Genomic DNA, 25,997 nt, shown 5'->3' on the forward strand with positions numbered 1-25,997 from the left:
GGCACCAAAGATGGGGATCAGGTCTGGCGTTTGAAGCGGGCGGGTTGCATTTCCGCCCAGCCCGGCGCGCCGTCGAGTTCTTCGGCAAGGATTTCGGCGGTGACCGGGCCGAGGGTGAAGCCCTGATGGCCATGGCCGAAATGCGCCCAGAGGTTGGACTGGTCCGGGACCCGGCCGATCACCGGCAGCATGTCGGGGATGCAGGGGCGGCGGCCGGTCCAGGGTTCGGCCTCGACCGGGGCGCCGATGTCGAAGAGTTCGCGGGCGGCCTTTTCGCCGTGGCGCAGTTGCGGCGGGGTCAGGCGCGGGTGGCTGGTCAGTTCCGCCGCCGTGGCGATGCGCAGGCCCCGCCGCATCGGTGAGAGGACGACCGAATTGCCGAAATCGGCGATCGGGTGATTGGGCGGCGTCTCCATCCGGTAATGGCGGTGATAGCCGCGTTTGAACACCATCGGCACCTTCAGCCCGTAACGCGCCAGCAGCATCGGCGACCAGGGGCCAAGCGCCACGACGGCGTGTTCACCGGTATAGTCATCGGCCCGCCAGCCCGCGCCCTGACGGTGCAGATCGCCCGCATCGCCGTTCACGATCCGCCCGCCGCGACGTTCGAACAGCGCCGCATAGGCGGCGACCAGCCCGCCGGGATCGGTGCAGGCCCAGGCATCGGCCCAATGGGTCGCGCCCTCGACCTCGATCTTGATCGTCGGTTCCAGCGCGCGCAGTGCCTTGCCGTCGATCAGCGTGGCCTCGACCCCGAATTCGTCCAGAAAGCGTTTGGCGGCGGCGCGGGCCCTGGCCATCCGGGCGGGGGTGCGATGCACCTCGATATAGCCGTCGCGGGTGATGATGTTGTCGGCGCCTGCCGCCTGCACCAGCGGGGCATGGGCCTGGGTCGATTGCCGGATCAACTTGCCCCATGTCAGCGTCGCCCGGCGATGCCCGGCAGGCAGCGAGTTCAGCGCATAGGTCCAGACGGCGCTGACCTGCGACAACAGCCCCGGCAGGTTCCATTTCACGTCATAGCCCCGGCCAAGCGCGATCTGGATCAGCGCCGCGGGCGAGAGCGGCATGGCATAGGGTTCGACCGCCTCGGTCTGGATCAGCCCGGCATTGCCATAGCTGGTTTCACGCCCCGGAATGCCGCGTTCGATGATGGTGACATCATGCCCGCGCGCCTGCAATGCAAGGCCCGTGCTGACGCCGACCATACCCGCACCCAGAACCAGAACTTCAGCCATTATCACCTCCTGACCGATCTGCGGTCAGGGATGCAGATGCTGTTCAATCCGGCAAGAATTTTCGCGCATTCTTCGGCATCTGCCGAAAACTTTGCAAGATTCAGGCGAAAAGCTCTCGGCAGAAGCTCAAAGCTTCGACAAGCGCATCCACTTCTTCGGTGGTGTTGTACATGGCGAAAGAGGCCCGTGCGCTGGCGGTGATTCCATAGAACTCCATCAGCGGCATGGCGCAATGGCTGCCCGCGCGCACGGCGATGCCGCGCTTGTCCAGAATCGTGGACAGGTCATGGGCATGGGCGCCCTCCATCGTCATGGAAAAGATCGCCCCCTTGTCCGGCGCGTCGCCCTGCACGTTCAGCCAGTTCAGGCTGCGCAGCCGGTCGCGGGCATGGTCGCGCAGGGTGCGTTCATGGGCGGCGATGTTCTCCATCCCCAGATCCATCAGATATTCCAGCGCCGCGCCAAGGCCGATCTGGTTGACGATGCCGGGGGTGCCCGCCTCGAATCGCAGGGGCGGGTCGGCATAGTCGATGGCGTCGCGCGTCACCGTGCGGATCATGTCGCCGCCGCCCATGAAGGGGCGCATCTCGGCCTGACGTTCCTTGCGGATCCAGATCGCGCCCGAACCCGAGGGACCATAAAGCTTGTGTCCGGTGATGGCGTAGAAATCGACGCCAAGCGCCCCGACATCGACCGGCATATGGACCGAGGCCTGAGAGCCGTCGGCCAGCACCGGCACATCGGTTCCGCGCGCAATGGCGCCGACATCGACCACGGTGCCGGTCACGTTCGACATATGCGTGACCGCGATCAGCTTCGTTTTCGGCCCGACGGCGGCCAGCACCTTTTCCGGCGGCAGGCTGCCATCGGCTTCGGGTTCAACCCATTTCAGCGTCACGCCCTGGCGTTCGCGCAGGAAATGCCAGGGCACGATATTGGCGTGATGTTCCAGCACCGACAGCACGATCTCATCGCCCGGCTGCAAGCGCGGCGCGGCCCAGCCATAGCTGACCAGATTGATCCCCTCGGTCGCGCCCGAGGTGAAGATCACCTCGTCCTCGTGCGGGGCATGCAGGAAGCGGGCGATGATCGCGCGGACGCGCTCGTAATTCTCGGTCGCCAGATTGGACAGGAAATGCAGACCGCGATGGACGTTGGAATATTCGTCCTCATAGGCGCGGGTGATGGCCTCGATCACCTGACGCGGCTTTTGCGCGCTGGCGCCGCTGTCGAGATAGACCAGCGGCTTGCCATTGACCTGACGCGACAGGATCGGGAAGTCCTTGCGGACCTTTGCGACATCAAAGCTCATTGCGGCATCTCGGGCAGAAGGCCGAAACTGGCGGCCATGATTGACAGGACGAAACCAAGCGCGATGGCCGTGGCGAACAGCCCGACCAGAACCTTGAATCCGCTGGTGAAGCCATGCAGCTCTTTGGTGAATTGCACGGTCAGCCAGAAAAACAGCACGATCGCGATTACCCCCAGCATCGAGGCCAGCGCGGGCAAAATCAACATCAGAAGGATCTGCAGGGTCTGAATGACCAGCAGCACGACCTCGATCCAGACGGTCAGCAGCAGCGCGTCCTCGAACCGGCCATGACCGCCGAACAGCCGCCCCACCCCGGACATCAGCCCTGCCGCGATCACCACCGCCGCCAGCTGCATCCCGGCCATCGACAGCGGCTGCGACACGGCGTCCGAGAAGGGGCTGCGCATCTCGGCCGGGACGGGGGCGATCTGGCCCGCGATCCAGGCCAGCAGACCCGAGACGCTGACCGCCAGAACCAGCGCCATCCAGCGCGTGGACATGGGCAGGCCCAGCCCGATCAGCAGACGCGCCACCTGCGCCGGGTCGCGCAGGGTCAGCAGCAGCAAGGCCTTGAGATCGTTACCCGTCATGTCCGCTCCGCCGCCAGGGTGAAGATCCCGGCCCCCCAAATCACCAGAAAGCCGATCCCGGCCAGTGCCTGCGTCAGGGTCAGTTCCAATCCCGGCCCGATCAGCCCGCCGACAACCCCCGACAGCAGCATCGCCGGACTGACCGCCAGCAGCGCCCAGAACAGCGCCAGCCGCGAATCCTCGTGGCTCAGCCGCCAGGGCGTCAGCCGCGACAGCGCCGCCACCAGCCCTGCCAGCCCATAGACCAGAACCGGCATCAGGAACATGACCGCCAGCAGCGATCCGCCCATCCGCGCCCCCAGCGGGATCGACGGATCGACATAGGCCGCCCGCGCATGGCCGGGCATCTGCGCGATCAGAAAGATCAGCATCGCCAGCATCAACACGACCAGCTTGACCCGTTCGGGCATGTCGCGAAGGCCCCGCACCACCCGGCGCGGAGCCCACCAGCTTTGCACCACGCGCGGCAGGATGCCGCCCGATGCACGGCCCATGTCGCGCCCTAGCCCTGTGCGCGTTCGGTCAGCCATGCATCCAGACGTTCATAGATCCGCTCGCGCAGTTCCTCGCTCTCGACCTCTTCCAGCGCGTCGGCAAGGAAGGACAGGACCAGAAACACGATCGCCTGCGCCTTCGGCACCCCGCGCGAACGCAGATAGAACAGCGCCGTCTCGTCGATCGCGCCGGTGGTCGAACCGTGAGAGCATTTCACGTCATCGGCATAGATTTCCAGCTCTGGCTTGGCCAGAAACTGGCTGCGCTCATCCAGCAGCAGCGCCTGACTGATCTGATAGCCGTCGGTCTTCTGCGCGCCCTGCTTGACAAGGATCTTGCCCTGGAACACGCCCTCGGCGCCGTTCTTCAGCACCTTCTTGAACACCTGCCGGCTTTCGCAACGCTCGGCGCCGTGGGTGATGAAAACGGTGTCGTCCTGATGGAACGGTCCGTTATCGCCATCGCCCAGCACGGCAGCGGCGATATGGGCCACCGCGTCGTCACCCATGATGTCGATCACGCTTTCCTGCCGCATCAGCGTGCCATTGACCGACAGCGCAAAGCTTTTCAGCTCGGACCGCTCGGCCACCCGCGCGAAGATATGCGACAGGCCGACCCGCGGATCGCTGGCCCGTTTCGAGGTGATGTGATGCAGACGCGCACCCGGCGCCAGATCGATCTCGATCAGCCCGTTCGAGCGCGCACCGCTCATCCCCGTTTCAAGGAAGGTCAGCTCGGCCCCTTCCTCGACGCGGATGACATGGTGCCAGATCGCGTCGGCATCGGCGCGGGCGCGGCGATGGATGACATGGACCGGGCGCGACGGTTTGCCCGTCACCCGAATCAGCACGCCATCACGCGCGGCCACGGTGTTCAGCGCGGCAAAGGGACGGCGCACGGGCTTTTGCCCGGCAGCCTCCAGCGTGCCGAACAGCGAAGCCGCCCAGTGATCGCCGGATTCCGCCGCGGCCAGAATGTCGATCTGCACGCCATCCAGCGCCAGATCGTCCGAGGCCGCCGCATCGAATGCGCCATCGACAAAGACCAGCTTCAGCCGGTCCACATCGTCGAACAGCGCCGGAGCCGAATCGTCACCCAGCGGCAATGCCTGCGGTTTCGACGCATTGAACGGGCGTGGATCGGTATAGCGCCAGTATTCGTCGCGCGGCCCCGGCAGGCCCATCTCGCGCAGACGCGCCAGCGCGTCACGCCGGGCGGCGGCGGTAAAGCCACCCTCGGGCGGCGACAGCGCGGCCAGATGCTGGGCCAGCGCGTCAGGCGCGGCGCCCGAACCGCTGACCTGCGGGGTCACGTCCTTGGTCTTGACTGCAACATCCGACATGTCAGCCGGCCTCCGCCAGAAGATCGCCGTAACCTTCTTCTTCGACCCGCAGCGCCAGATCCGGTCCGCCGGTCTTGATGATGCGGCCCTCGGACAGGATATGGACGACATCGGGCTGGATATGGTTCAGCAGCCGTTGATAGTGGGTGATGATCAGGAAGGCCCGGTCGGGACTGCGCAGCGCGTTCACGCCATCGGCCACCAGCCGCATCGCATCCACGTCGAGGCCGGAATCGGTCTCGTCCATGATGCACATGCGCGGCTCCAGCATGGCCATTTGCAGGATCTCGTTGCGCTTCTTCTCGCCGCCCGAAAAGCCCACATTGACCGGCCGTTTCAGCATGTCGGCGTCGATCTTCAGTTCTGCCGCGCGGGCGCGGACCAGCTTCAGGAACGCACCCGAGGACAGCTCTTCCTCGCCACGCGCCTTGCGCTGCGCGTTCATGGCGGTGCGCAGGAAGGTCATGTTGCCCACGCCGGGGATCTCGACCGGATACTGGAAGGCAAGGAACAGACCGGCGGCGGCGCGCGCCTCGGGCTCCATTTCCAGCAGATCATGGCCATCGAGCGAGGCAGCCCCCTCGGTCACCTCATAGCCGTCGCGGCCCGACAGCACATAGGACAGCGTCGATTTTCCCGAGCCGTTGGGGCCCATGATGGCATGGACCTGACCGGCGGGAACCTCCAGCGACAGACCCTTCAGGATCTGTTTGTCCTCTTCTTCAAGTTTAACGTGCAAGTTATCGATTTTCAGCATTTTTTCCTCATCAGATGGTGGCGGCGGTGCCGAAGCCCGGCACCATCATCAAATCCGTTACTGCGCGGTCAGCCGACCGAGCCTTCCAGCGAAATCGCGACCAGCGCCTGTGCTTCCATGGCGAATTCCATCGGCAGGGCCTGCAACACCTCGCGGCAGAAACCGTTCACGACCAGCGCCACGGCCTCTTCCTCGTCCATGCCGCGACTGCGGCAATAGAACAGCTGGTCATCATCGACCTTGCTGGTCGTGGCCTCGTGTTCCACGCGGCTACTGGTGTTCTTGACCTCGATATAGGGCACGGTATGGGCGCCGCATTTGTCGCCGATCAGCAGGCTGTCGCATTGGGTATAATTGCGGCTGTTGGTGGCACGCGGATGCATGGTCACCAGCCCGCGATAGGTGTTCTGCGCCCGGCCCGCGGAAATCCCTTTGGAAACAATGCGAGAGCGCGTGTTCTTGCCAAGATGGATCATCTTGGTGCCGGTATCCGCCTGCTGATAGTTGTTGGCGATGGCGATCGAATAGAACTCGCCCTGCGATTCATCGCCGCGCAGGATGCAGGACGGATATTTCCAAGTGATCGCCGATCCGGTCTCGACCTGCGTCCACATCACCTTGGCGCGCGGGCCACGGCAATCGGCGCGCTTGGTCACGAAGTTATAGATGCCGCCCTTGCCTTCCTCGTCGCCGGGGAACCAGTTCTGGACGGTCGAATATTTCACCTCGGCATCGTCCAGAATCACGATCTCGACGACGGCGGCGTGCAACTGGTTGGTGTCGCGCTTGGGCGCGGTGCAGCCTTCCAGATAGCTGACATAGGCGCCCTTGTCGGCGATGATCAGCGTACGCTCGAACTGACCCGTATTCTCCGCGTTGATGCGGAAATAGGTGGACAGCTCCATCGGGCATTTCACGCCTTCGGGCACATAGACGAAGCTGCCGTCGGAAAACACCGCGCTGTTCAGCGTGGCGAAGAAGTTGTCCGATTGCGGCACGACGCTGCCCAGATATTTCTTCACCAGCTCGGGATGTTCGCGGATCGCCTCGGAGATCGAGCAGAAGATGACCCCGGCCTTCGCCAACTCGTCCTTGAAGGTGGTGCCAAGGCTGACCGAATCGAAAACCGCATCGACGGCCACCCGGCGCGCGTCGGCGGGCGCATCCTCGGCACCTTCGATTCCGGCCAGAATCATCTGCTCTTTCAGCGGGATGCCCAGCTTTTCATAGGTGGCCAGCAACTTGGGATCGACCTCGTCCAGCGACTTCGGCTTCACTTCCATGCTTTTCGGGCGGGCATAGTAATACTGATCCTGATAGTCGATCTCGGGATAGTTCAGCATCGCCCATTTCGGCTCGATCATGGTGGTCCAGCGGCGATAGGCCTCAAGCCGCCATTCCAGCATCCATTCGGGTTCTTCGTTCTTTTTCGAGATCAGACGAACGATATCCTCGTTCAGCCCCTTGGGGGCATAGTCCATCTCGATCTCGGTATTCCAGCCGTACTTATAGCTGCCCATATTCTGCACGGTCTCGACCGTTTCGCGGTCAACACCCTCGCGAACGTCAAGATCGATGTGAGAAGTCATTTCTTGTCCTTCCTCGGTAGGCGAGCCCGTCGCTCAGCCGTTCCTGTCGCGCCAGCGTGAATAAGCCTTTTGCCACGCATCCGCAAATTGGTTCAACTCATCATCACCCAAAGCGGGGCTTATCGAGACGCGGATCGCCGATTGCGCCTGCTGATCGCTGAATCCCATGGATTGCAACACTCCGCTGGCGCGCACCTTGCCCGACGAGCAGGCCGAACCGGCCGAAATCGCAAACCCGGCCAGATCCATCTGCATGACCTGCGTCTCGCCTTTCCAGCCCGATGTAAGAATGCAGGTCGTGTTCGGCAAGCGCTTTGCGTCTTTTCCGGCGATAACTGCGTCCGGTGCGGCCTCCAGCAGCCGGTTTTCCAGCGCATCGCGACGTTTTGCCACCTCATCCCACAGCCCGGCCGACAGATCACGCTGCGCCGCCGTGGCCGCCGCGGCAAAGCCTGCGATGCCGATCAGGTTCTCGGTCCCGCCGCGCCGGCCCTGTTCCTGCCCGCCGCCGCGCAGGATCGCCCCGACCTCGGTGCCCTTCCTGACGATCAGCGCGCCGATGCCCTTGGGGCCGCCCAGCTTGTGCGCGCTGACAAAGCCCGCCGTGATCCCCAGCCAGTTGAAGGCGAAGGGGACCTTGCCGAACGCCTGCGTCAGGTCGCTGGAGGCCAGCCCTTCGGGCAGCTTCTGGATCACGCCGGTCTCGTTATTGGCCAGTTGCAGGCTGGCGCGTGCGGGGTCGGGCACGGTCACGACACCGTCACCATCCACCGCCAGCACCTGATCGCACCAGACCTTGACGGCGCTGTGTTCCACCGGCGCGCATTGGATGTCCCGCCCCGGCAGCACCATCGCCGCCGCCTCGGTCGCGCCCGAGGTGAAGATCACATCCGCCCCCTCGGCCCCCAGCGCGGTCGCGACGGCCTCACGCGCGCGTTCCAGCAGCATCTTGGCGGCGCGCCCCTCGTCATGCACCGATGAGGGGTTCCCGGCCACATCCATCGCCTCGATCATCGCCGCGCGCGATTCCGGGCGCAGCGGGGTGGTGGCGTTCCAGTCCAGATAGGTGCGGCTCATGTCAGCTCCTTCGCGATGCGGCTGGCAAGGATGCGGGCGACGGCGGGCTTGCCCATGCGCGGCCATTCCTCGGGACCTTCGGCGGTGATCAGCGTCACGGCGTTTTCCGCCCCGCCCATGATGCCGGTCGCGGGGCTGACATCATTGGCGACGATCCAGTCGCAGCCCTTGCGCAGCCGCTTGTCGGTGGCATGGGCGGTCACGTCATTGGTTTCGGCGGCAAAGCCCACCACCAGCTTCGGGCGGCGCTTGTTCAGCTTGCTGACCCAGGCGAGGATATCGGGATTCTCGGCCATCTCCAGCGCCGGGGGGCGGCCCGATCCGTCCTTCTTCATCTTGCGTTCCGCCGCATTGGTGACACGCCAGTCGGCCACCGCTGCCGCCATCACCGCCGCATCGGCGGGCAGCGCGGATTCGACCGCATCGCGCATCTGGCGCGCGGTCTCGACCCGGATCACGTCAACGCCCTCGGGCGCGGGAACCTGCGCCGGGCCGGTCACGAAACTGACCCGCGCGCCCAGATCGCGCAGCGCCGCCGCGATCGCCGTGCCCTGCGCCCCGCTGGATCGGTTGGCGATATAGCGCACCGGGTCGATCGGCTCATGCGTGGGGCCGGATGTCACGATCACATGCCGCCCGGCAAGGGGGCGGGGCTGCACCTGCGCCTCGGGCAACAGCTTCAGCGGACCGGCACCCGCCAGCGCGTCGCGGATCGCGCCCAAGATCGCCTCTGGCTGGGCCATCCTGCCGGGGCCGTATTCGCCGCAGGCCATGTCGCCCTCGTCGGGGCCGACCGTCAGGATACCATCCGCCCGCAACATCGCCAGATTGCGCTGCGTCGCCGGGTGCTGCCACATCCGCACATTCATCGCGGGCGCGATCAGCACCCGCTTGTCGGTCGCCAGCAGCAGGGTCGAGGCCAGATCATCGGCCAGCCCACCCGCCATTTTCGCCATCAGATCGGCGGTCGCCGGCGCGACCACCACCAGATCGGCGGCGCGCGACAGCTGGATATGGCCGATCTCGGCCTCGGTCGATATGTCGAACAGCCCTTCATGCACCGCCTCGCCCGCCAGCACCGACAGGGTCATCGGCGTGGTGAACTGCGCGCCCGCACGGGTCAGGACCGGCGTCACCGCCATGCCCTGCCCCCGCAGCAGCCGGATCAGTTGCGGGATCTTGTAGGCGGCGATGCCACCACCGACGATCAAAAGGACGCGCTTGCCGTTCATCTTCACCCCCAAGAGTGCTTCGCGACAGATAGCCATGCTTGCGCCCACCCGCAAGGAAAGCCCGGTTAACCAATTCTTAAGGCTCGCCGGGTTAGACCTGTGGCAAAACCGGGGGCAGGAAGAAAAATGGTCGCAGTCGCCTATTCGGTCGCCTTTGACGGGATCGAGGCAAGGCTGGTCGAGGTTCAATGCGCCGTCTCTGCCGGGCTGCCGGGATTCGCCATTGTCGGCCTGCCCGACAAATCGGTCAGCGAGGCACGCGAACGGGTGCGCGCGGCCTTTGGCGCAATGGCGGTGGCACTGCCGACCAAGCGGCTGACGGTGAACCTGTCGCCCGCCGACATCCCGAAAGAGGGGTCGCATTTCGATCTGCCCATCGCGCTGGCCGTGCTGGCGGCGCTGGAGGTGATACCGGGCGACGAATTGGCCCGCTATGTCTGCATGGGCGAATTGGCGCTGGACGGGCGGCTGCTGCCGGTGACGGGCGCCCTGCCCGCCGCCATGGCCGCGGCCGAGGATGACCGCGCCCTGATCTGCCCGCGCGATTGCGGGCCCGAGGCCGCATGGATCGACCGGGTGCCGGTGCTGGCGGCATCCTCGCTGCGTCACGCGGTGGATCACCTGACCGACCGCGCGCCACTGGCCCGCGCCCTGCCCGGCCAGTTGCAGGATCCCCCACCCATCGGCTGCATGTCCGAGGTGCGCGGTCAGGAACGCGGCAAGCGCGCGCTGGAAATCGCCGCTGCCGGACGTCACCATCTGCTGATGGTCGGCCCGCCCGGCGCGGGCAAGTCGATGCTGGCCGCCCGCCTGCCCGGTCTGATGCCGCCGCTGAACCCGGCCGAGGCGCTGGAAAGCTCGATGATCCATTCGCTGAACGGCAGCCTGCCGCCCGGCGGGCTGATCCGCCATGCGCCATTCTGTGACCCGCATCACAACGCCTCGCTGCCCGCGATGGTCGGCGGCGGACGGCGGGCGCAGCCCGGTCAGGTCAGTCTGGCCCATAACGGCATCCTGTTTCTGGACGAATTGCCCGAATTTCCCCGGCAGGTTCTGGAAACCCTGCGCCAGCCGGTCGAGACGGGCGAGGTCGTGGTGGCCCGCGCCAATGCCCATATCCGCTATCCCTGCCGTTTCCTGCTGGTGGCGGCGGCCAATCCCTGCCGCTGCGGCCATCTGGGCGATCCGGCCAGCGCCTGCACCCGCGCGCCGGGCTGCGGCACGGACTATCTGGGCCGCATCTCGGGGCCGCTGCTGGACCGCTTCGATCTGCGGCTGGAGCTGCCCGCCGTCAACCTGTCCGATCTGGACCTGCCCGCCAGCGGCGAAACCACGGCGCAGATCGCCGAACGTGTGGCGCGCGCCCGCGATATCCAGTCGCGCCGCTTTGCCGATCATCCCCGCATCCGCGTCAATGCCGAAGCCTCGGGCGCGGTGCTGGACCAGATCGCCAGCCCCGATGCCGAGGGCCGCGACCTGCTGATAAAAGCCGCCGAAAAGCTGCGGCTCAGCGCGCGCGGCTATCACCGCATCCTGCGCAGCGCCCGCACCATCGCCGATCTGGACGGGGCCGAAACCGTCCGCGCCCCGCATCTGGCCGAGGCGATCAGCTATCGCCTGCCATTCGTCGCAGGAGGATAGCGCCTCTGGACGCGGGGGGCCGGATGGGGTTCTCTGTCCGGCACAACCGATGGTGGAGGCCCCGATGGACGATCTTGAAACCCGCATCGCGCAGGCGCGCGGCGACATGCCCGCCGATCTGGTCCTGCGCGGGGGACAGGTTTTCGATCTGGTCACCGGAACGATGATCGCGGGCGATGTGGCGATCTGCGGCAGCCATATCGCCGGGATCGGTGCCGGTTACGACGGCCAGCGGGTGATCGACGTCAGCGGGCTGGTGCTGGTGCCGGGGTTCATCGACACCCATCTGCATGTCGAAAGCAGCCTTGTCACGCCGCATGAATTCGACCGCTGCGTGACCCCGCGCGGCATCACCACCGCCATCTGCGACCCGCATGAGATCGCCAATGTCATCGGCACCGACGGCATCCGCTGGTTCCAGCAGGCCAGCGCGCATCTGCTGATGGATCTGCGGGTGCAGCTGTCCTCTTGTGTGCCATCAACCGAGATGGAGACCTCGGGCGCGCGGATCGGGGCCGGGGATCTGGCGCCGCTGATGGGCCATCCTTCCGGCATCGGGCTGGCCGAATTCATGAACTATCCCGGCGTGATCCATCGCGACCCGGATGCCATGGCCAAACTGCGGCTGTTCGCGGGCGGCCATATCGACGGCCATTGCCCGCAACTGTCGGGGCGCGACCTGAACGCCTATATCGCCGCCGGCATCCGCACCGAACACGAGGCCACCACCGCCGAAGAGGCGCTGGAGAAGCTGCGCAAGGGGATGCGGGTGCTGATCCGCGAGGGCTCGGTCAGCAAGGATCTGGAGGCGCTGCAACCGATCCTGACCGAGGCGACCAGCGCGTATCTCTGCCTGTGCACCGACGACCGCAATCCGCTGGATATTGGCGAACAGGGGCATCTGGACCATATGATCCGGCGGCTGATCGAGCTGGGCACGCCGCCGCTGGCGGCCTATCGCGCGGCCTCGCTGTCGGGGGCGCAGGCCTTCGGGCTGACCGATCGCGGGCTGATCGCGCCGGGGCTGCGCGCCGATATCGTGGCGGTGGACACGCTGGAGGGCTGTCATGCGCAACTGGTGCTGGCAGGCGGACGGGTGGTGGATGACGCGGCTTTCGCGGCCCGGCCCCCGCTGCCCGGGATCGGCCGCCGCTCGGTCAGGGCGCCGCGTATCGGCGCGGATGACTTCCGCCGCCGCGCCAACCGGCCCGAAACCGATGTGATCGGCATCATCGAGGGCAAGATCATCACCGACCATCTGCGCGAGAACATCGCCATCGAGGATGGCGACCAGCGCCCCGACCCCGCCCGCGACCTGATGCGCATCGCGGTGATCGAGCGGCACGGCAAGAACGGCAATATCGCCACCGGCTTCGTGCGCGGTTTCGGAATGCAGGCGGGGGCCATCGGCTCGACCGTCTGCCACGACCACCACAATATCGCGGTGGTGGGGGCCGATTACGATGACATGGCACTGGCCGCGAACCGTCTGGCCGAGATCGAGGGCGGTTTCGTCGTCACCCGCGACGGCGCGGTTCTGGCCGAACTGGCGCTGCCGGTTGCCGGGCTGATGAGCCTTGAGCCCTTCGAGACCGTGCGCGAACGCCTTATCGCCCTGCGCGAGGCCGCAGGGCAGTTGGGCGTGGTGCTGGAAGAGCCGTTCCTGCAACTGGCCTTTCTGGCGCTGCCGGTGATTCCGGCGCTGAAGATCACTGATCGCGGCATGGTGGATGTCACGAAATTCGAGATCATCGCGCGGTAATCACCGTCGGCAGGGATATTTGTGCACCAAAGATGGGATCAGCGCGGCAAGAGGCGTTCGACCTCGGCCATGGCGGCGGCGATGGCGTCGCCGATGCTGAGCGTGCTGGTGTCGAGGATCACCGCGTCGGGGCTGGGCTTCAGCGGCGCGGTGGCGCGTTCGCTGTCGCGGCGGTCGCGTTCGCGCAATTGCGCCAGCACCTCGGCGGGGTCGGCGCCCAGTTCGGCGGCGCGGCGGGCGGCGCGGACCTGATCCGAGGCGGTGACATAGAGTTTCACCTGCGCATCGGGGCAGATCACCGTGCCGATATCTCGGCCATCCAGCACCGCCCCGGGTTCCTGTGCGGCGAATCGGTGCTGAAAATCGACCAGGGCGGCGCGCACCTCGGGGATGGCGGCGATCCGGCTGGCGGCCTGACCGGCCTCGGCGCTGCGCAGATCATCGCGGTCCAGATCCTCGGGCGTCAGGGCGCGGGCGGCCCGGACCGGATCCCCGCCCCTGGCGCCGGTGGCACGATAAAGCAGGCCGGTATCGAGGTGATGAAAGCCGTAATGGCGGGCAAGGGCGCGGGCGATGGTGCCCTTGCCCGATGCCGCGGGGCCGTCGATGGCGATGATGAAGGACATGGGTGCGTGTCTGGCCCGTTACGAAAATACCGCTGCGTCCCTTCGCACAGCATCGCCCCGAGGTCCAGTATTCGGGCATTTCGAACCGGACGGTTCATGGGCGGCAATACGCCGTGAAAAGCCATTTGTTCATTTCGTTCTTGGCATTCAATTCTGCGTCAATTTCAGTTAACGTCATCGTGTTTCTTATGTGTGTCACTGGGTTCAATGTTACTTAATCATATGGAGCGCCTTGTTGGGGCGCAGTCTGTTGTCGATATCCGGGATATCTACTTCAAGGCGATTGGCGATTACGGATACCCGCATGTCGTGTATGCCGCGTCATATCAATCGAATTTCCCCGCCGCCGTCATTCGCGAAGAGGCGCAAATTTATTGCAATCTTCCCGAGAGTTTCGGCCAGGAGCTGGAAAAGAGTTTCCAGTTCTCTTCTCTTCCCTGGGTTGATTGGGCACGGCATAACCAAGGCAATATCAGGCTGTCGAAATTGACGGCGGAGTTGCGGGATCGCCCCGATATCGTGAAGGCCTACGGGATTGCACAGCGTCACGGGCTGGGGGCGGCGCGTCTGATCAGCCTCAGATGCCGAGTCGCGCGGGCCGAGGGTGTGGTCGCGATCTGCCCGGCCATGAGCACCAGCACCGACGCAGAGGAACTGCTGTGGGCCAGGGTCCGGCGCGAAATCAGCACGCTGACCTATGTCGCGCATATGCGGCTGGCGACAATTGCCGGCAGTCCGTCGGGCAGCAGGCTGACGCCACGCCAGCGCGAGGTTCTGGAATGGACATCCGCGGGCAAGACCGTGGCCGAGGTCGCGACCATTCTGGGCCTGACGCCCGCGACGGTCGAAAAGCATCTGCGGCTGGCACGGGATGCACTGGATGCGGGCAGCACTGCTCATGCCATTCTCAAGGCGCATATCACCCACCAGATTTTCCAGCAGAACTCTGCGTGATTAACGCAAGGTAAGGCATACCTGACTTTCAAATGGGCAAACAAATTAGATTAATGGGTCTGTTCCGTGAGTGGTGGCACAAATCGTGTCAGGAACAGGGTGCCTCTGAATCCGTTTGTTGCCCGGATCAGGTGCCAGCCGGAGTAATCCGGAGAGGTTCTATCGAAGGCATTTTTGCTTTTCGGTAGAACCTTCTGGGCAACCTTCCTTGAAATTTTATGAAACTTCGGGGTCGCGTGAAATCTGTCGCATTCATAAAAAGCGCCGACCCGCGGGGGGCCGGCGCTGATCTTGTCTGATCGAAGGGGAATCAGTTGCCGCTGAGGGTCTTGGCGACCTCGGCTGCGAAATCCTCTTCCTTCCTCTCGATGCCTTCGCCAACCGCGACGCGGGCATAGCCGGTCACTTCGACGCCCGCCTCTTTCGCGGCTTCGGCGACGGTCACGTCCGGGTTGATGACGAATTTCTGGCCCAGCAGGGTCACTTCCTCGAAGAACTTCTTCATCCGGCCTTCGATCATCTTCTCGATGACGGCTTCCGGCTTGCCCGATTCGCGGGCCTGTTCGGTCAGAACGGTTTTCTCACGCTCGACCAGCGCGGGGTCCAGATCGGCTTCGGACAGCGAGGCGGGCGAGGTCGCGGCGATATGCATGGCGATCTGCTTGCCGATCTCTTGCGCCTTGGCCTTGTCACCGTTCAGCGCGACCAGCACGCCGATCTTGCCCATGCCTTCCGCAGCGGCGTTGTGGACATAGGACACGATGGTGTCGCCTTCCAGAACATGCATCCGGCGCAGGGTCATGTTCTCGCCGATGCGGGCGATGGCGTCGGTCAGCACGTCACTGACCGGGCGGCCGTTCAGATGGGTGGCCTTCAGCACCTCGACATCCTCGCTGACGGTCAGCGCGACGTCGGTGATGTCACGGACCAGCTGCTGGAAATCGGCATTCTTGGCAACGAAATCGGTTTCCGAGTTCAGCTCGACCGCGACGCCCTTGCCATCGGTGACGGACACGCCCACCAGACCCTCGGCGGCCACGCGGCCCGATTTCTTGGCAGCCTTGGCCAGACCCTTGGTGCGCAGCCAGTCAACGGCGGCTTCCATGTTGCCGTCGTTTTCGGTCAGCGCCTTCTTGGCGTCCATCATGCCTGCGCCGGTCGTCTCGCGCAGTTCCTTCACCATCGCGGCGGTGATTGCCATCTGTCGTCTCCTTTGATCAACGCATCAGGCGGGGCATATCCCCGCCTGACGACAATTCGGTAAAATCCGGAAAAAACGGGCCGGTCAGGCGTCGGCGGTCGCTTGCTCGGCCGCTTGCGCCTCGGCCTCGCCCTCGTCCAGGATTTCCTCGGGGGCGTCCGACAGCGCGCCAAGATCGACACCGGCAGCGCCCATCTGCGCGGTCATGCCGTCCAGAGCCGCGCGGCTGGCCAGATCGCAGTAAAGCGCGATGGCGCGGGCGGCGTCGTCGTTGCCCGGGATGATATAGTCAACGCCATCGGGCGAGCAGTTGGTATCGACCACGGCCACGACCGGGATGCCCAGCTTCTTAGCTTCCAGAATGGCCAGATCTTCCTTGTTCACGTCGATCACGAACAGCAGGTCCGGCAGGCCGCCCATGTCGCGGATGCCACCAAGGCTGGCTTGCAGCTTGGCCTGTTCCCGCTCAAGACCCAGACGCTCTTTCTTGGTCATGCCTTCGGCGCCGGCTGCCATCGTCTCGTCAATGGCCTTCAGGCGGCTGATCGACTGGCTGACGGTTTTCCAGTTGGTCAGCGTGCCGCCCAGCCAGCGGTGGTTCATATAGAACTGCGCGGATTTCTCGGCGGCTTCGGCGACGGCCTTCTGGGCCTGACGCTTGGTGCCGACGAACAGCACGCGGCCACCCTTGGCGACGGTATCGCGGATGACCTGCAGCGCCGCGTCCAGCATCGGAACGGTCTGGGTCAGGTCAACGATATGGATGCCGTTGCGGTCACCATAGATGTATTCGCCCATGCGCGGATTCCAACGCTGGGTCTGGTGGCCGTAGTGAACGCCAGCTTCAAGCAGCTGACGCAGCGAAAATTCGGGAAGCGCCATGTCTTTTCCTTTCCGGTTTGCGCCTTGGCAGGGGATCTCAGGGCGATTGCCCCAACCGGTGGACCTTTTGCGGATGTCTCCCGCAAGGGCCCGCCCCTGCCTGTGAAGTGAGCGCGCAAATAGACGCTGCCCGCGCGGAATGCAAGTCCTTTCGCGACGGGCCGCTGACGCTTTGCGCGCAGGCCCCATGTCGGTGTTCGCCCGTCCCGCGTCAAGTCCGGCTTGACCTGTGGGCAAAATGCGATAGCGGTAACAGCGGCTTTCCCGCGCGACAGGGGGCCTTGCATCCCCGGCCCGCCGGGACCAACCTGAGACCGATCCGGCAGAAAGAGGTGGCCATGACCCCCGAGCTTCAATCCCGACAGACACGCAGCCTGTGCCAGCTGGCGCCGGTCATTCCGGTCATCGTCATCAAGGATCTGGCCCGCGCCGAAGGGCTGGCGCAGGCGCTGGTCACGGGCGGGCTGCCGGTGCTGGAGGTCACGCTGCGTTCCGAGGTCGCGCTGGACGCGATCCGCGCCATGTCGGCGGTCGAGGGCGGCCATGTCGGGGCGGGCACCGTGCTGACCCCCGATGACGCAAAGCGCGCGTGCGATGCGGGGGCGCGTTTCGCCGTCTCGCCCGGGCTGACCGACCGGCTGATCGACGCCTGTCAGGAAATCGGGCTGCCGCTGCTGCCCGGCGCGGTGACGGCCTCGGAGGTGATGCGGGCGGTCGATGCGGGCTATGACATGCTGAAATTCTTTCCGGCCGAGGCCGTGGGCGGAGCGCCCGCGCTGAAATCGCTGGCCGGGCCCTTGCCCAAGGTCAGCTTCTGCCCGACGGGCGGGGTCACGCCGAAGAACGCGCCGGACTATCTGGCGCTGCCGAACGTGGTCTGCGTGGGCGGCAGCTGGATCGCCACCGATGCCGATACCGGCGCGGGCAACTGGGCCGCCGTTCAGGAAAGGGCCAGCATCGCCGCCGGCCTGACGCGCGCCTGACAGGCCGCGGACGGAGACCGGTGATGGACAGGGCAAGGCGCAACGTCGCGGTTCTGGTCGCGGCCCAAGCCATTCTGGGCGCGCAGATGTCGATCAATTTCATCATCGGCGGGCTGGCCGGGCAGATTCTGGCACCGAACCCCTGTATCGCGACCTTGCCGCTGTCGATGATCGTTCTGGGATCGGCCCTTGCGGCACAGCCCCTGTCGGGATTCATGCAGCGTCACGGACGGCGGGCGGGTTTCCTGCTGGCGGTGGGTGCCGGGGCCAGCGGTGCGGCGCTGTCGGCGGCCGGGCTGTGGATCGGTTCCTTCTGGCTGTTCATGGCCGGATCGCTGCTGACTGGCATCTATATGGCGGCGCAGGGTTTTTATCGCTTTGCCGCCACCGACACGGCGCCGCCGGACTTTGCCGCCCGGGCGATCAGCTGGGTGATGGCGGGCGGGCTGCTGTCGGCGATCATCGGCCCCGCCGTGGTGCGGCTGACCAATGACCTGACGGCGGTTCCCTTCATGGCCAGCTATGCCGCGGTCATCGTGCTGAACCTGACCGGGCCGTTCCTGTTCGCCTTTCTGGACATCCCGAAACCGCCCGCCCCCGGCGTGGTGGGGGAAACGGGGGGACGGCAGTTGCGCGAAATGCTGCGCGTGCCGCAGATCGGCGTCGCGATGATCTGCGGCATGGTATCCTATGCGCTGATGAATCTGGTGATGACCTCGACCCCGCTGGCGGTGGTCGGCTGCGGTTTCGCCCCCGAGAATGCCGCCGATATCGTCAGTGCCCATGTGTTGGCGATGTTCGTGCCCAGCTTTTTCACCGGCCATCTGATCGTCCGTTTCGGGGCCGAGCGCATCGTCGGTCTGGGGCTGATCATCCTGACGCTGGCCGGGGCCGTCGCCCTGAGCGGGGTCGAGCTGGGCCATTTCTTCGGCGCCCTGATCCTGCTGGGGGTGGGCTGGAACTTCGGCTATATCGGCGCGACGGCCATGCTGACCCGCGCCCATCGCCCCGAAGAGCGTGGACGGATCCAGGGCGTGAACGACTTTTTCGTCTTTGGCGGGGTGTTTCTGGCCTCGCTGTCCTCGGGCGGGCTGATGAACTGCCTTGGCGGCTCGGTTCAGGCGGGCTGGAATGCGGTCAATCTGGCGATGCTGCCGTTCCTGTGTCTGGCCGGAGCGGCGCTGATCTGGCTGATGATGCGTCCCGAGGAAAGCTGAGCAGCGGGGGCGCTTCGCCCCCCGCACCCCCCGAGGATATTTGGGCACCAAAGATCAGAACAGGGATTTCTGTTCCGGTGGTTCGGATTTGCGGGATTTGGGTGCGGCATCAGGGCGGGCCGGGAGGCGGCCGTCGGTGAATTCGATCTCGAATCGCGTGGACTGGCGGGCGGCCTCGACCGAGGTGATCAGCCCATCGGAGCCATGGATCACCGCAAAGCCGCGTTTCAGCGTTTCGCCATAGCCGAGCGTCTGCCGGGTGCGGTCCAGACGCAGGAGGGTTTCGCGCCGGATGATGATTGCACGCTGGCCGGCCTTGGTCAGCCGCGATTGCAGGATTTTCAGTCGTTCGGTCTGGGTGAGAATATCGCGGCGTGTGCTGCCGGTAATTCGCGCCAGCGAGGCATCCAGCCGCTCTTGCAACACGATCAACCGGTCGCGCGGGCGCTCCAACCGTCGGGTGCGGGCCAGATCAAGCCGGGTGCCTGCCCGGTCCAGCAAATGACGCTTGGCGGCGGTGAACTGGCGCAGGGTGGCGGCGGGCATCGGGCGCGAGGCCAGTTGCTGGCGGCGGTGGCGGACCAGCGCGCGCAGGGCCGGTTCCAGCCGTGCGCCCCAGAGGTCGAGCCGCTGCCGCGCGCCCTCGGTCAACGCGCCGGGGCGGCCAAGGGCCCGCGACAGATCGTGCAGGCGCTGACGGGGGCGGTCGATCCGCTGGCTGCTGGCGCGGGTCATGCGGGCACCGGCCTCGGCCAGCCTTGCGGCCAGATCGGCGCGCACCGGCACCGCCATTTCGGCGGCTGCGGTGGGTGTGGGGGCGCGGCGGTCGGCGGCGAAGTCGATCAGTGTCGTGTCGGTTTCGTGCCCCACCGCCGAGATCAGCGGGATCTGGCTGCTGGCGGCGGCACGCACCACCGATTCCTCATTGAAGCCCCAGAGGTCTTCCAGACTGCCGCCGCCACGCGCGACGATGATCAGGTCGGGGCGCGGCACCGGCCCATCAACGGGCAGCGCGTTGAGGCCCCGGATCGCGGCGCTGACCTGTGGCGCGCAGGATTCGCCCTGCACCGCCACCGGCCAGATCACCACCCGCGTCGGAAAGCGGTCGCGCAGCCGGTGCAGGATGTCGCGAATCACCGCACCCGAGGGCGAGGTCACGACACCTATCACGCGCGGCAGGAAGGGCAGCGGGCGTTTGCGCGAATCGTCGAACAACCCTTCGGCGGCCAGCACCTTGCGGCGTTTCTCCAACATCGCCATCAGCGCGCCGATCCCGGCAGGCTCGATCTGATCGACGATCAGCTGGTATTTCGACTGGCCCGGAAAGGTGGTCATGCGGCCGATGGCGATCACCTCCATGCCCTCCTCGGGACGTTGCGCCAGACGCGCCGCCTGCCCCTTCCATGTCACCGCCGCCAGCACCGCCCGGTCATCCTTGAGGTCGAAATAAAGATGCCCCGAGCCCGGCCGCGACACCCGGCCGATCTCGCCACGCACGCGGACGCGGCCGAACTGGTCCTCGATCGAGCGTTTCACCGCGCCCGACAGTTCGGATACCGTGAATTCATGGGCATTGCTGCCCGGCGCGTCTTCCAGAAGGTCCATGGATCTTGTTCCCTTTCCCGCGCCAGACTAGAACGCCGCCATCAGAAGCGAAAGGGCGGCAGATGAACATCCTGATCCTCGGTGGCGGCGGGCGCGAACATGCGCTGGCATGGGCCATCCGGCAGAACCCGAAATGCGACCGCCTGATCGTCGCGCCCGGCAATGCCGGCATCGCCCATGTCGCGCGCTGCGCCGATATCGACATCACCTCCCGCTCGGACGTGCTTGATTTCGCGCAGGAAAACGCCATCGACTTCGTGGTTGTCGGCCCCGAGGCGCCACTGGCCGCCGGTGTCTCGGACGCCTTGCGCGATGCGGGCTTTCTGGTTTTCGGCCCCTCGCAACAGGCAGCCCAGCTTGAGGCGTCAAAGGCGTTCACCAAGGAAATCTGCGACGCCTGCAACGCACCAACGGCCAGCTGGGCCCGCTTTACCGACGCCGCCAGCGCCCGCGCACATGTCACGCAGCACGGCGCCCCGATCGTGGTCAAGGCCGACGGGCTGGCCGCAGGCAAGGGCGTCACCGTCGCCGAAACCATCGAGCAGGCGCACGAGGCCATCGACCTGATCTTTCAGGGCGAATTCGGCGACACCTCTGTCGTGATCGAAGAGTTCATGGCGGGCGAAGAGGCCAGCTTCTTCGTCCTCAGCGACGGCACGAACTGCCTGCCCATCGGCACGGCACAGGACCACAAGCGCGTGGGTGATGGCGATACCGGCCCCAATACCGGCGGCATGGGCGCCTACAGCCCCGCCCCGGTGCTGACCGACGCCATCCAGACGCAGGTGATGGACCAGATCATCCGCCCCACCATCGCCGAAATGGCCCGCCGCGACATGCCGTTTCAGGGCGTGCTCTATGCCGGACTGATGATCCGCGACGGCCAGGCCCGGCTGGTCGAATACAACGTGCGCTTCGGCGACCCCGAATGTCAGGTGCTGATGATGCGGCTGGGCGCGCAGGTGCTGGACCTGCTGCTGGCCTGCGCGACCGGAGAACTCGACCGGATCACGGTCAACTGGGGCGAGGATCATGCGCTGACGGTAGTGATGGCCGCCAACGGCTATCCCGGCAGCTATGACAAGGGCAGCACCATCAACGGGCTGGAAAACGCCGCCGAATCCAGCTTCCAGATGACATTCCACTCCGGAACCAGCGAACGCGACGGCCGCATCATCGCCACCGGCGGCCGCGTTCTGGCCTGCACCGGCCGCGGCGTCACCCTGGCGCAGGCCCATCAGCGCGCCTATGCCCTGATCGACGGCATCGACTGGCCCCAAGGCTTCTGCCGCCGCGATATCGGCTGGCGCGCCCTCTGATCAACGGGCCGGTTTCAAACCCGGCCCTCATCTCTGGTGCTGCAAATATCCCCGCCGGAGGCTCCGACGGGGCCGCCGGCTCCACCCTCAGCCGGCTTGCAGTTACCCATATGTCTCGGATGATGGTGTTTCGGCGATGCGAGCGCCTTCGACAAGATCGGCGAGGCGTGAGAGGCCGCGCCATATGACGGTGGTTCCTGGTGGCGCATCGGAGGTCCGATCGAGATAGCCGCCGAGCCGCGCGACGAGTCTGACATAGAAATCGAGGTCACGCGGAAGCTTTTGCTTGCTCTCGGGCGCTGTGCGCTCGAGCAGTTGGCGTTCGGCGTCGGTGAAGACGGCAGCAGGCGATGCTTTCGGCACCTCTCGGCCGAGCATCGTCATCCATGACACGCGCCAGGACACGACGCAGCACAACGCGATACAGTTTGCCAGTCGATCAGCCGTGGCCAGGCGCAGCTCTTCGATCCGGCACCCGGTCTTCAGGGTCCGGAAGAATGTCTCGATCTTCCAGCGCAGCGCATACCATTGGAGCTTGTGGATTGCGTCCGCGTGGGTCGCCACCGGCAAGTTCGTGATCAGCTTCCAGAAGACGGGCACCCGGCCTTCCGGCGGGTCAAGCTCCTCGGCATGGATGATCTGAAGATTCTGATGCCGGTATTTCCGCTGCTTTCCGATCGGCGGGCGGACCGTCATTGTAGCGTGCCGGACCGAGAGCACGGCGCAATGATCCTTGCCCTGCGCATCGCGGAACCGGACCTCGTGGGTGCCGCTGGACTGCACCTCTGCCATCACCTTGGCAATGGTCGTGCCGCCATCCTCCGCCAGACGGTCGACGCAGCTGCGGACGAGGAACCCGGTCCCGAGTTCTTCGGACAGGCAGTAGAGTTCGTATATGTCGCTTTCCCGATCACCGATATGCACGCAGCGCTCTGGCACCCCTGTCAGTTCGGTGGACAGGCGCAGATTGTCGAGCCAGCGCATGCTTTCCTTCTGTTCGATCGGCACCCGGGTCGGATTGATCTTCCGTTTAAGAGCGGCGGTTCCCTTGAACTTGCTGCGCGACCAGAACTTGGCCGCCGTCAGGCCGAGCGGCAGCCCATCCGGCGTGATGGCCATGCTGGCATGCATCAAAAGCCCGCAGACCGCATGTTTCTGATAGCGACCTTCCTTCAGTTTGCGTCCAGTCGACACCGTCGTGAACCCCACCTTCTCCGGAGCCGAACGCTTGAAGGAGAATTCCGTGGTGTCCTGCAGGATCAGGATGGGACCATCGGTTGCCCGGATGCGCAGGGCAGAGGCAGCGAAATGGCCCTCGAGGATCTTGTCCTCGCTGACATTGCCGTTAGCAAAGAAGCGGTAGGCGGCCTTGGTATTCGACCAGTCCTGGAATGCCGTCGGCAGCGATTTTCCCGGCCGTTCCCCGAGGGCCTCGAGCATTGCCTCAAGCCGCCTGTTCAGCCTGACATCTCCCAGATCGCATCCGGCCGTTTCCGTTTCCACCCAACTCTGTCCCATGTCTGCACCTCAATTATTCGGTGCCACATGACGAATCATGATCGCTTGTGCTCAGGCAAGGCCAAGTCTGGTGGGTGAATCAATTCGCCGCACCACTTGTGGGTAACTGCAAGCTCAGCCGGTCGTATACAGACCTTCATAGATCGGCAGCAGCGTATCGGTCTCGAACAGGCTGGAAACCGACGTCCCGTTCCAGATGTTCAGGATCGCCTGCGTGAACATCGGCGCGGTGGGCACGATGCGGATGTTCGGCGCCGACTTGGCCGCCTCGCTCGGCTGGATCGAATCGGTGATGACCAGCGATTTCATCACCGATTTGCTGACCCGCTCGACCGCCGGACCGGACAGCACGCCATGGGTGATATAGGCGTGAACCTCGGTCGCGCCGCGATCGGTCAGCACCTGCGCCGCCTTGACCAGCGTGCCGGCCGTGTCGCAAATGTCATCGACGATGATGCAGGCCTTGCCCTCGACATCGCCGATCACGGTCATCTCGGCCACCTCACCCGCCTTCTCGCGGCGCTTGTCCACGATCGACAGCGGCGCACCGATCCGGGTCGCCAGTTCCCGCGCCCGCGCCACTCCGCCGACATCGGGCGAGACCACCATCAGATCGCCCATCCGGCCCTTGAAGTGATGCTGCACATCCAGCGCAAAGACCGGCGCGGCGTAAAGGTTGTCCACCGGAATATCGAAGAACCCCTGAATCTGCGCCGCATGCAGATCCATGGTCAGCACGCGGTCCACACCCGCCTTGGTCAGCAGATTGGCCACCAGCTTGGCCGAAATCGGCGTGCGCGCCTTGGCGCGGCGATCCTGCCGGGCATAACCGAAATAGGGAATGACCGCCGTGATCCGCGCCGCCGAGGACCGCTTCAGCGCGTCCACCATGATCAGCAGTTCCATCAGGTTGTCATTGGCCGGATTCGAGATCGGCTGGATGATATACATGTCCTCGCCGCGGACATTCTCGAAAACTTCGACAAAGATCTCCTGATCGTTGAAGCGTTCGACGCGGGCATCGCACAGGCCCACATTCATGCCGCGATGCATGGACATGCGGCGGGCGATGGCGGCGGCCAGCGGACGGTTGGCATTGCCGGAAATCAGCTTGGGTTCGGTCATGACGGGCATGGGGGATGGCCTTTACGGGATTCGTCAGATTGCACCCGCCTTAGCACCGGGCTAGCCTGCGGGCAAACCAAGAAGGACCGCTCATGGCCAGCATCGACTTCTATCTCAGCACAATGAGCCCGTGGTGCTATCTCGCAGGCGACCGGATGCAGCAGATCGCCACCCGGCACGGCGCCTCGGTCAGCTACAAGCCGCTGGACGTGCTGCAACTGTTCGACCGTACCGGCGGCACCCGGCCCGCGAACCGCCATCCCTCGCGCATCGAATACCGCGAACAGGAATTGCGGCGCTGGTCGGCGCATCTGGACCTGCCGCTGAACCTGAAACCCGCCTTCTTCCCGGTCAATACCGCGCCCTCATCCTATGCCGTCATCGCCGCGCAACAGGCGGGCGGCGGCGATCCGGGCGGGCTGGTCCAAGGCTTTCTGCGTGCCGTCTGGGCCGAGGATCGCGACATCGCCGACGACGCCACCATCCGCGACATCCTTGCCGCAAACGGCTTCGATCCCGATCTGGCCGACAAGGGCCTGTTCATCGGCGCCGAAACCTATGGCCGCAATCTCGACGAGGCGGTGAATGCCGGGGTATTCGGCGCGCCCTTCTACATCATCCGCGAAACCGGCGAACGGTTCTGGGGACAGGACCGGCTGGAATTTCTCGACCGCGCGCTGCAATCCGCATGAGCGGACAGATCCACCAGCGCCACTGGCCGGGCGATCCCGACCGCCCCGCGCTGGCGCTGCATTGCATGCTGGGCAGCGCCGGATACTGGGGGCCGATCGCCACCCGGCTGAAGGGACGGGTCGACCTGAGCGGCTTCGACATGCCCGGCCACGGCCGCAGCGATGCCTGGCATCCCGGCCCCGACAGCCCCGACTATCACACCACCGTCACCCGCATCGCCGCCAGCTATATCCAGCGCCCGCTGGACCTGATCGGTCACTCGATGGGCGCGACCGTGGCGCTTCGTATCGCCGTCGCCGCCCCCGATGCGGTGCGCAGCCTGACCCTGATCGAGCCCGTGCTGTTCGCCGCCGCCCCCCATCCGGCCCAGTCCGCCCTCGACGCCGAGATGCTGACCCACCTGAACGACGGGCGCGAGGCCGAGGCCGCCCGCCTCTTCCTCTCGGTCTGGGGTCATTACGGCTATGACGAGATGCCGCACCCGATCCAGAAGCAGATGCGCGACCTGATCCCGCTTGTCACCCGGACGAACGACGCCCTGAACCATGACAGCGCCAATATCCTGCGCGATGGCGGGCTGGAAGCCATCGACGCGCCGGTGCTGATGATCTCGGGCGCGCAATCCCCGCCGGTCATCAGCGACATCGCCGAGGCGCTGGCCGCCCGACTGCCCGATGTCGGCCGCGCCACCGTCCCGGACGCCGCCCATATGCTGCCGATCACCCATCCCGCCGCCGTGGCCGAACTGATCGCCCTCAACCTCGACCGGGCCTGACCCTCAAACCAAAGCCATGCCCCCTCGCACTCCTGAAAAATACCTTGGGGGTGAAGGCCCGGCA

23 protein-coding genes are annotated in these 25,997 nt (G+C 65.4%); 8 read left to right on the forward strand and 15 right to left on the reverse strand.

The window, feature by feature from the left end; translation table 11 throughout:
• Window positions 1-17 precede the first annotated feature (17 nt).
• The 9 genes from JHW40_RS17365 to coaBC form a co-directional block, all read right to left on the reverse strand.
• Window positions 18-1,238: an NAD(P)/FAD-dependent oxidoreductase gene (locus tag JHW40_RS17365; protein WP_090615543.1), complete on the reverse strand. Its 1,221-nt coding sequence runs from the start codon at window positions 1,236-1,238 to the stop codon at window positions 18-20.
• A 100-nt stretch (window positions 1,239-1,338) separates the two neighbouring features.
• Complete coding sequence (locus JHW40_RS17370) at window positions 1,339-2,550, reverse strand: aminotransferase class V-fold PLP-dependent enzyme (protein ID WP_090615547.1); 1,212 nt, start codon at window positions 2,548-2,550, stop codon at window positions 1,339-1,341.
• Window positions 2,547-3,140: a Yip1 family protein gene (locus JHW40_RS17375; RefSeq protein ID WP_090615551.1), complete on the reverse strand. Its 594-nt coding sequence runs from the start codon at window positions 3,138-3,140 to the stop codon at window positions 2,547-2,549. The genes JHW40_RS17370 and JHW40_RS17375 overlap by 4 nt, the downstream gene beginning before the upstream one ends.
• The gene (locus tag JHW40_RS17380) at window positions 3,137-3,634 is read right to left on the reverse strand and encodes a hypothetical protein (RefSeq protein WP_090615554.1); all 498 of its coding nucleotides are present in this window, start codon (window positions 3,632-3,634) and stop codon (window positions 3,137-3,139) included. The genes JHW40_RS17375 and JHW40_RS17380 overlap by 4 nt, the downstream gene beginning before the upstream one ends.
• 8 nt (window positions 3,635-3,642) lie before the next feature.
• The gene (locus JHW40_RS17385; protein WP_090615558.1) at window positions 3,643-4,977 is read right to left on the reverse strand and encodes a SufB/SufD family protein; all 1,335 of its coding nucleotides are present in this window, start codon (window positions 4,975-4,977) and stop codon (window positions 3,643-3,645) included.
• A 1-nt stretch (window position 4,978) separates the two neighbouring features.
• Window positions 4,979-5,734 (reverse strand): Fe-S cluster assembly ATPase SufC, encoded by a 756-nt coding sequence (sufC, locus tag JHW40_RS17390; RefSeq protein WP_090615562.1) that lies wholly within the window; start codon window positions 5,732-5,734, stop codon window positions 4,979-4,981.
• A 68-nt stretch (window positions 5,735-5,802) separates the two neighbouring features.
• Entirely contained in the window at window positions 5,803-7,323 is a 1,521-nt protein-coding gene (gene sufB / locus JHW40_RS17395) for a Fe-S cluster assembly protein SufB (RefSeq protein ID WP_090615566.1), read from the reverse strand.
• 33 nt (window positions 7,324-7,356) lie between these two features.
• Complete coding sequence (locus JHW40_RS17400) at window positions 7,357-8,400, reverse strand: cysteine desulfurase family protein (RefSeq protein WP_090615569.1); 1,044 nt, start codon at window positions 8,398-8,400, stop codon at window positions 7,357-7,359.
• The gene (coaBC, locus tag JHW40_RS17405; protein ID WP_090615574.1) at window positions 8,397-9,632 is read right to left on the reverse strand and encodes a bifunctional phosphopantothenoylcysteine decarboxylase/phosphopantothenate--cysteine ligase CoaBC; all 1,236 of its coding nucleotides are present in this window, start codon (window positions 9,630-9,632) and stop codon (window positions 8,397-8,399) included. The genes JHW40_RS17400 and coaBC overlap by 4 nt, the downstream gene beginning before the upstream one ends.
• A gap of 126 nt (window positions 9,633-9,758) precedes the next feature.
• On the opposite strand from coaBC, the gene JHW40_RS17410 reads away from it, so the two are divergent.
• Complete coding sequence (locus JHW40_RS17410) at window positions 9,759-11,273, forward strand: YifB family Mg chelatase-like AAA ATPase (RefSeq protein WP_090615577.1); 1,515 nt, start codon at window positions 9,759-9,761, stop codon at window positions 11,271-11,273.
• A 64-nt stretch (window positions 11,274-11,337) separates the two neighbouring features.
• Entirely contained in the window at window positions 11,338-13,035 is a 1,698-nt protein-coding gene (gene ade / locus JHW40_RS17415) for an adenine deaminase (protein ID WP_090615628.1), read from the forward strand.
• Window positions 13,036-13,073: 38 nt separating this feature from the next.
• Here ade and JHW40_RS17420 read toward each other — a convergent pair whose 3' ends face one another.
• The gene (locus tag JHW40_RS17420) at window positions 13,074-13,661 is read right to left on the reverse strand and encodes a (d)CMP kinase (protein WP_090615581.1); all 588 of its coding nucleotides are present in this window, start codon (window positions 13,659-13,661) and stop codon (window positions 13,074-13,076) included.
• Between the two features lie 192 nt (window positions 13,662-13,853).
• Between JHW40_RS17420 and JHW40_RS17425 the strand changes: the two genes are divergently transcribed.
• Window positions 13,854-14,615, forward strand: coding sequence for a helix-turn-helix transcriptional regulator (locus JHW40_RS17425; protein WP_272849010.1), 762 nt, complete (start codon window positions 13,854-13,856; stop codon window positions 14,613-14,615).
• Window positions 14,616-14,925: 310 nt separating this feature from the next.
• Here the strand turns inward: JHW40_RS17425 and tsf are convergent, their stop codons facing one another.
• Both tsf and rpsB read right to left on the reverse strand, forming a co-directional pair.
• A complete protein-coding gene (tsf, locus tag JHW40_RS17430) occupies window positions 14,926-15,816 on the reverse strand; it encodes a translation elongation factor Ts (protein WP_090615590.1) in 891 nt (296 codons plus the stop codon).
• A gap of 84 nt (window positions 15,817-15,900) precedes the next feature.
• A complete protein-coding gene (rpsB, locus tag JHW40_RS17435) occupies window positions 15,901-16,698 on the reverse strand; it encodes a 30S ribosomal protein S2 (RefSeq protein ID WP_090615595.1) in 798 nt (265 codons plus the stop codon).
• Between the two features lie 338 nt (window positions 16,699-17,036).
• Here rpsB and eda point away from each other — a divergent pair, with 338 nt between their 5' ends.
• Entirely contained in the window at window positions 17,037-17,681 is a 645-nt protein-coding gene (gene eda / locus JHW40_RS17440) for a bifunctional 4-hydroxy-2-oxoglutarate aldolase/2-dehydro-3-deoxy-phosphogluconate aldolase (RefSeq protein WP_090615599.1), read from the forward strand.
• Window positions 17,682-17,704: 23 nt separating this feature from the next.
• Window positions 17,705-18,898, forward strand: a complete 1,194-nt coding sequence (locus JHW40_RS17445) for an MFS transporter (protein ID WP_090615602.1) — start codon at window positions 17,705-17,707, stop codon at window positions 18,896-18,898.
• A 54-nt stretch (window positions 18,899-18,952) separates the two neighbouring features.
• Here the strand turns inward: JHW40_RS17445 and xseA are convergent, their stop codons facing one another.
• Window positions 18,953-20,503, reverse strand: coding sequence for an exodeoxyribonuclease VII large subunit (gene xseA / locus JHW40_RS17450; protein ID WP_090615606.1), 1,551 nt, complete (start codon window positions 20,501-20,503; stop codon window positions 18,953-18,955).
• A 62-nt stretch (window positions 20,504-20,565) separates the two neighbouring features.
• Between xseA and purD the strand changes: the two genes are divergently transcribed.
• Window positions 20,566-21,822, forward strand: coding sequence for a phosphoribosylamine--glycine ligase (gene purD, locus JHW40_RS17455; RefSeq protein ID WP_090615611.1), 1,257 nt, complete (start codon window positions 20,566-20,568; stop codon window positions 21,820-21,822).
• 102 nt (window positions 21,823-21,924) lie between these two features.
• Here purD and JHW40_RS17460 read toward each other — a convergent pair whose 3' ends face one another.
• Window positions 21,925-23,340, reverse strand: a complete 1,416-nt coding sequence (locus tag JHW40_RS17460) for an IS4 family transposase (protein ID WP_272848964.1) — start codon at window positions 23,338-23,340, stop codon at window positions 21,925-21,927.
• A 114-nt stretch (window positions 23,341-23,454) separates the two neighbouring features.
• Window positions 23,455-24,474: a ribose-phosphate pyrophosphokinase gene (locus tag JHW40_RS17465; protein ID WP_090617279.1), complete on the reverse strand. Its 1,020-nt coding sequence runs from the start codon at window positions 24,472-24,474 to the stop codon at window positions 23,455-23,457.
• A gap of 83 nt (window positions 24,475-24,557) precedes the next feature.
• Here JHW40_RS17465 and JHW40_RS17470 point away from each other — a divergent pair, with 83 nt between their 5' ends.
• Together JHW40_RS17470 and JHW40_RS17475 are read left to right on the forward strand one after the other, a co-directional pair.
• On the forward strand, window positions 24,558-25,157 hold the full coding sequence (locus JHW40_RS17470; RefSeq protein ID WP_090617277.1) for a 2-hydroxychromene-2-carboxylate isomerase: 600 nt from the start codon (window positions 24,558-24,560) through the stop codon (window positions 25,155-25,157).
• On the forward strand, window positions 25,154-25,933 hold the full coding sequence (locus tag JHW40_RS17475; RefSeq protein WP_090617275.1) for an alpha/beta fold hydrolase: 780 nt from the start codon (window positions 25,154-25,156) through the stop codon (window positions 25,931-25,933). The genes JHW40_RS17470 and JHW40_RS17475 overlap by 4 nt, the downstream gene beginning before the upstream one ends.
• Window positions 25,934-25,997 lie beyond the last annotated feature (64 nt).

Source organism: Paracoccus alcaliphilus (assembly GCF_028553725.1).
Classification (GTDB): domain Bacteria; phylum Pseudomonadota; class Alphaproteobacteria; order Rhodobacterales; family Rhodobacteraceae; genus Paracoccus; species Paracoccus alcaliphilus.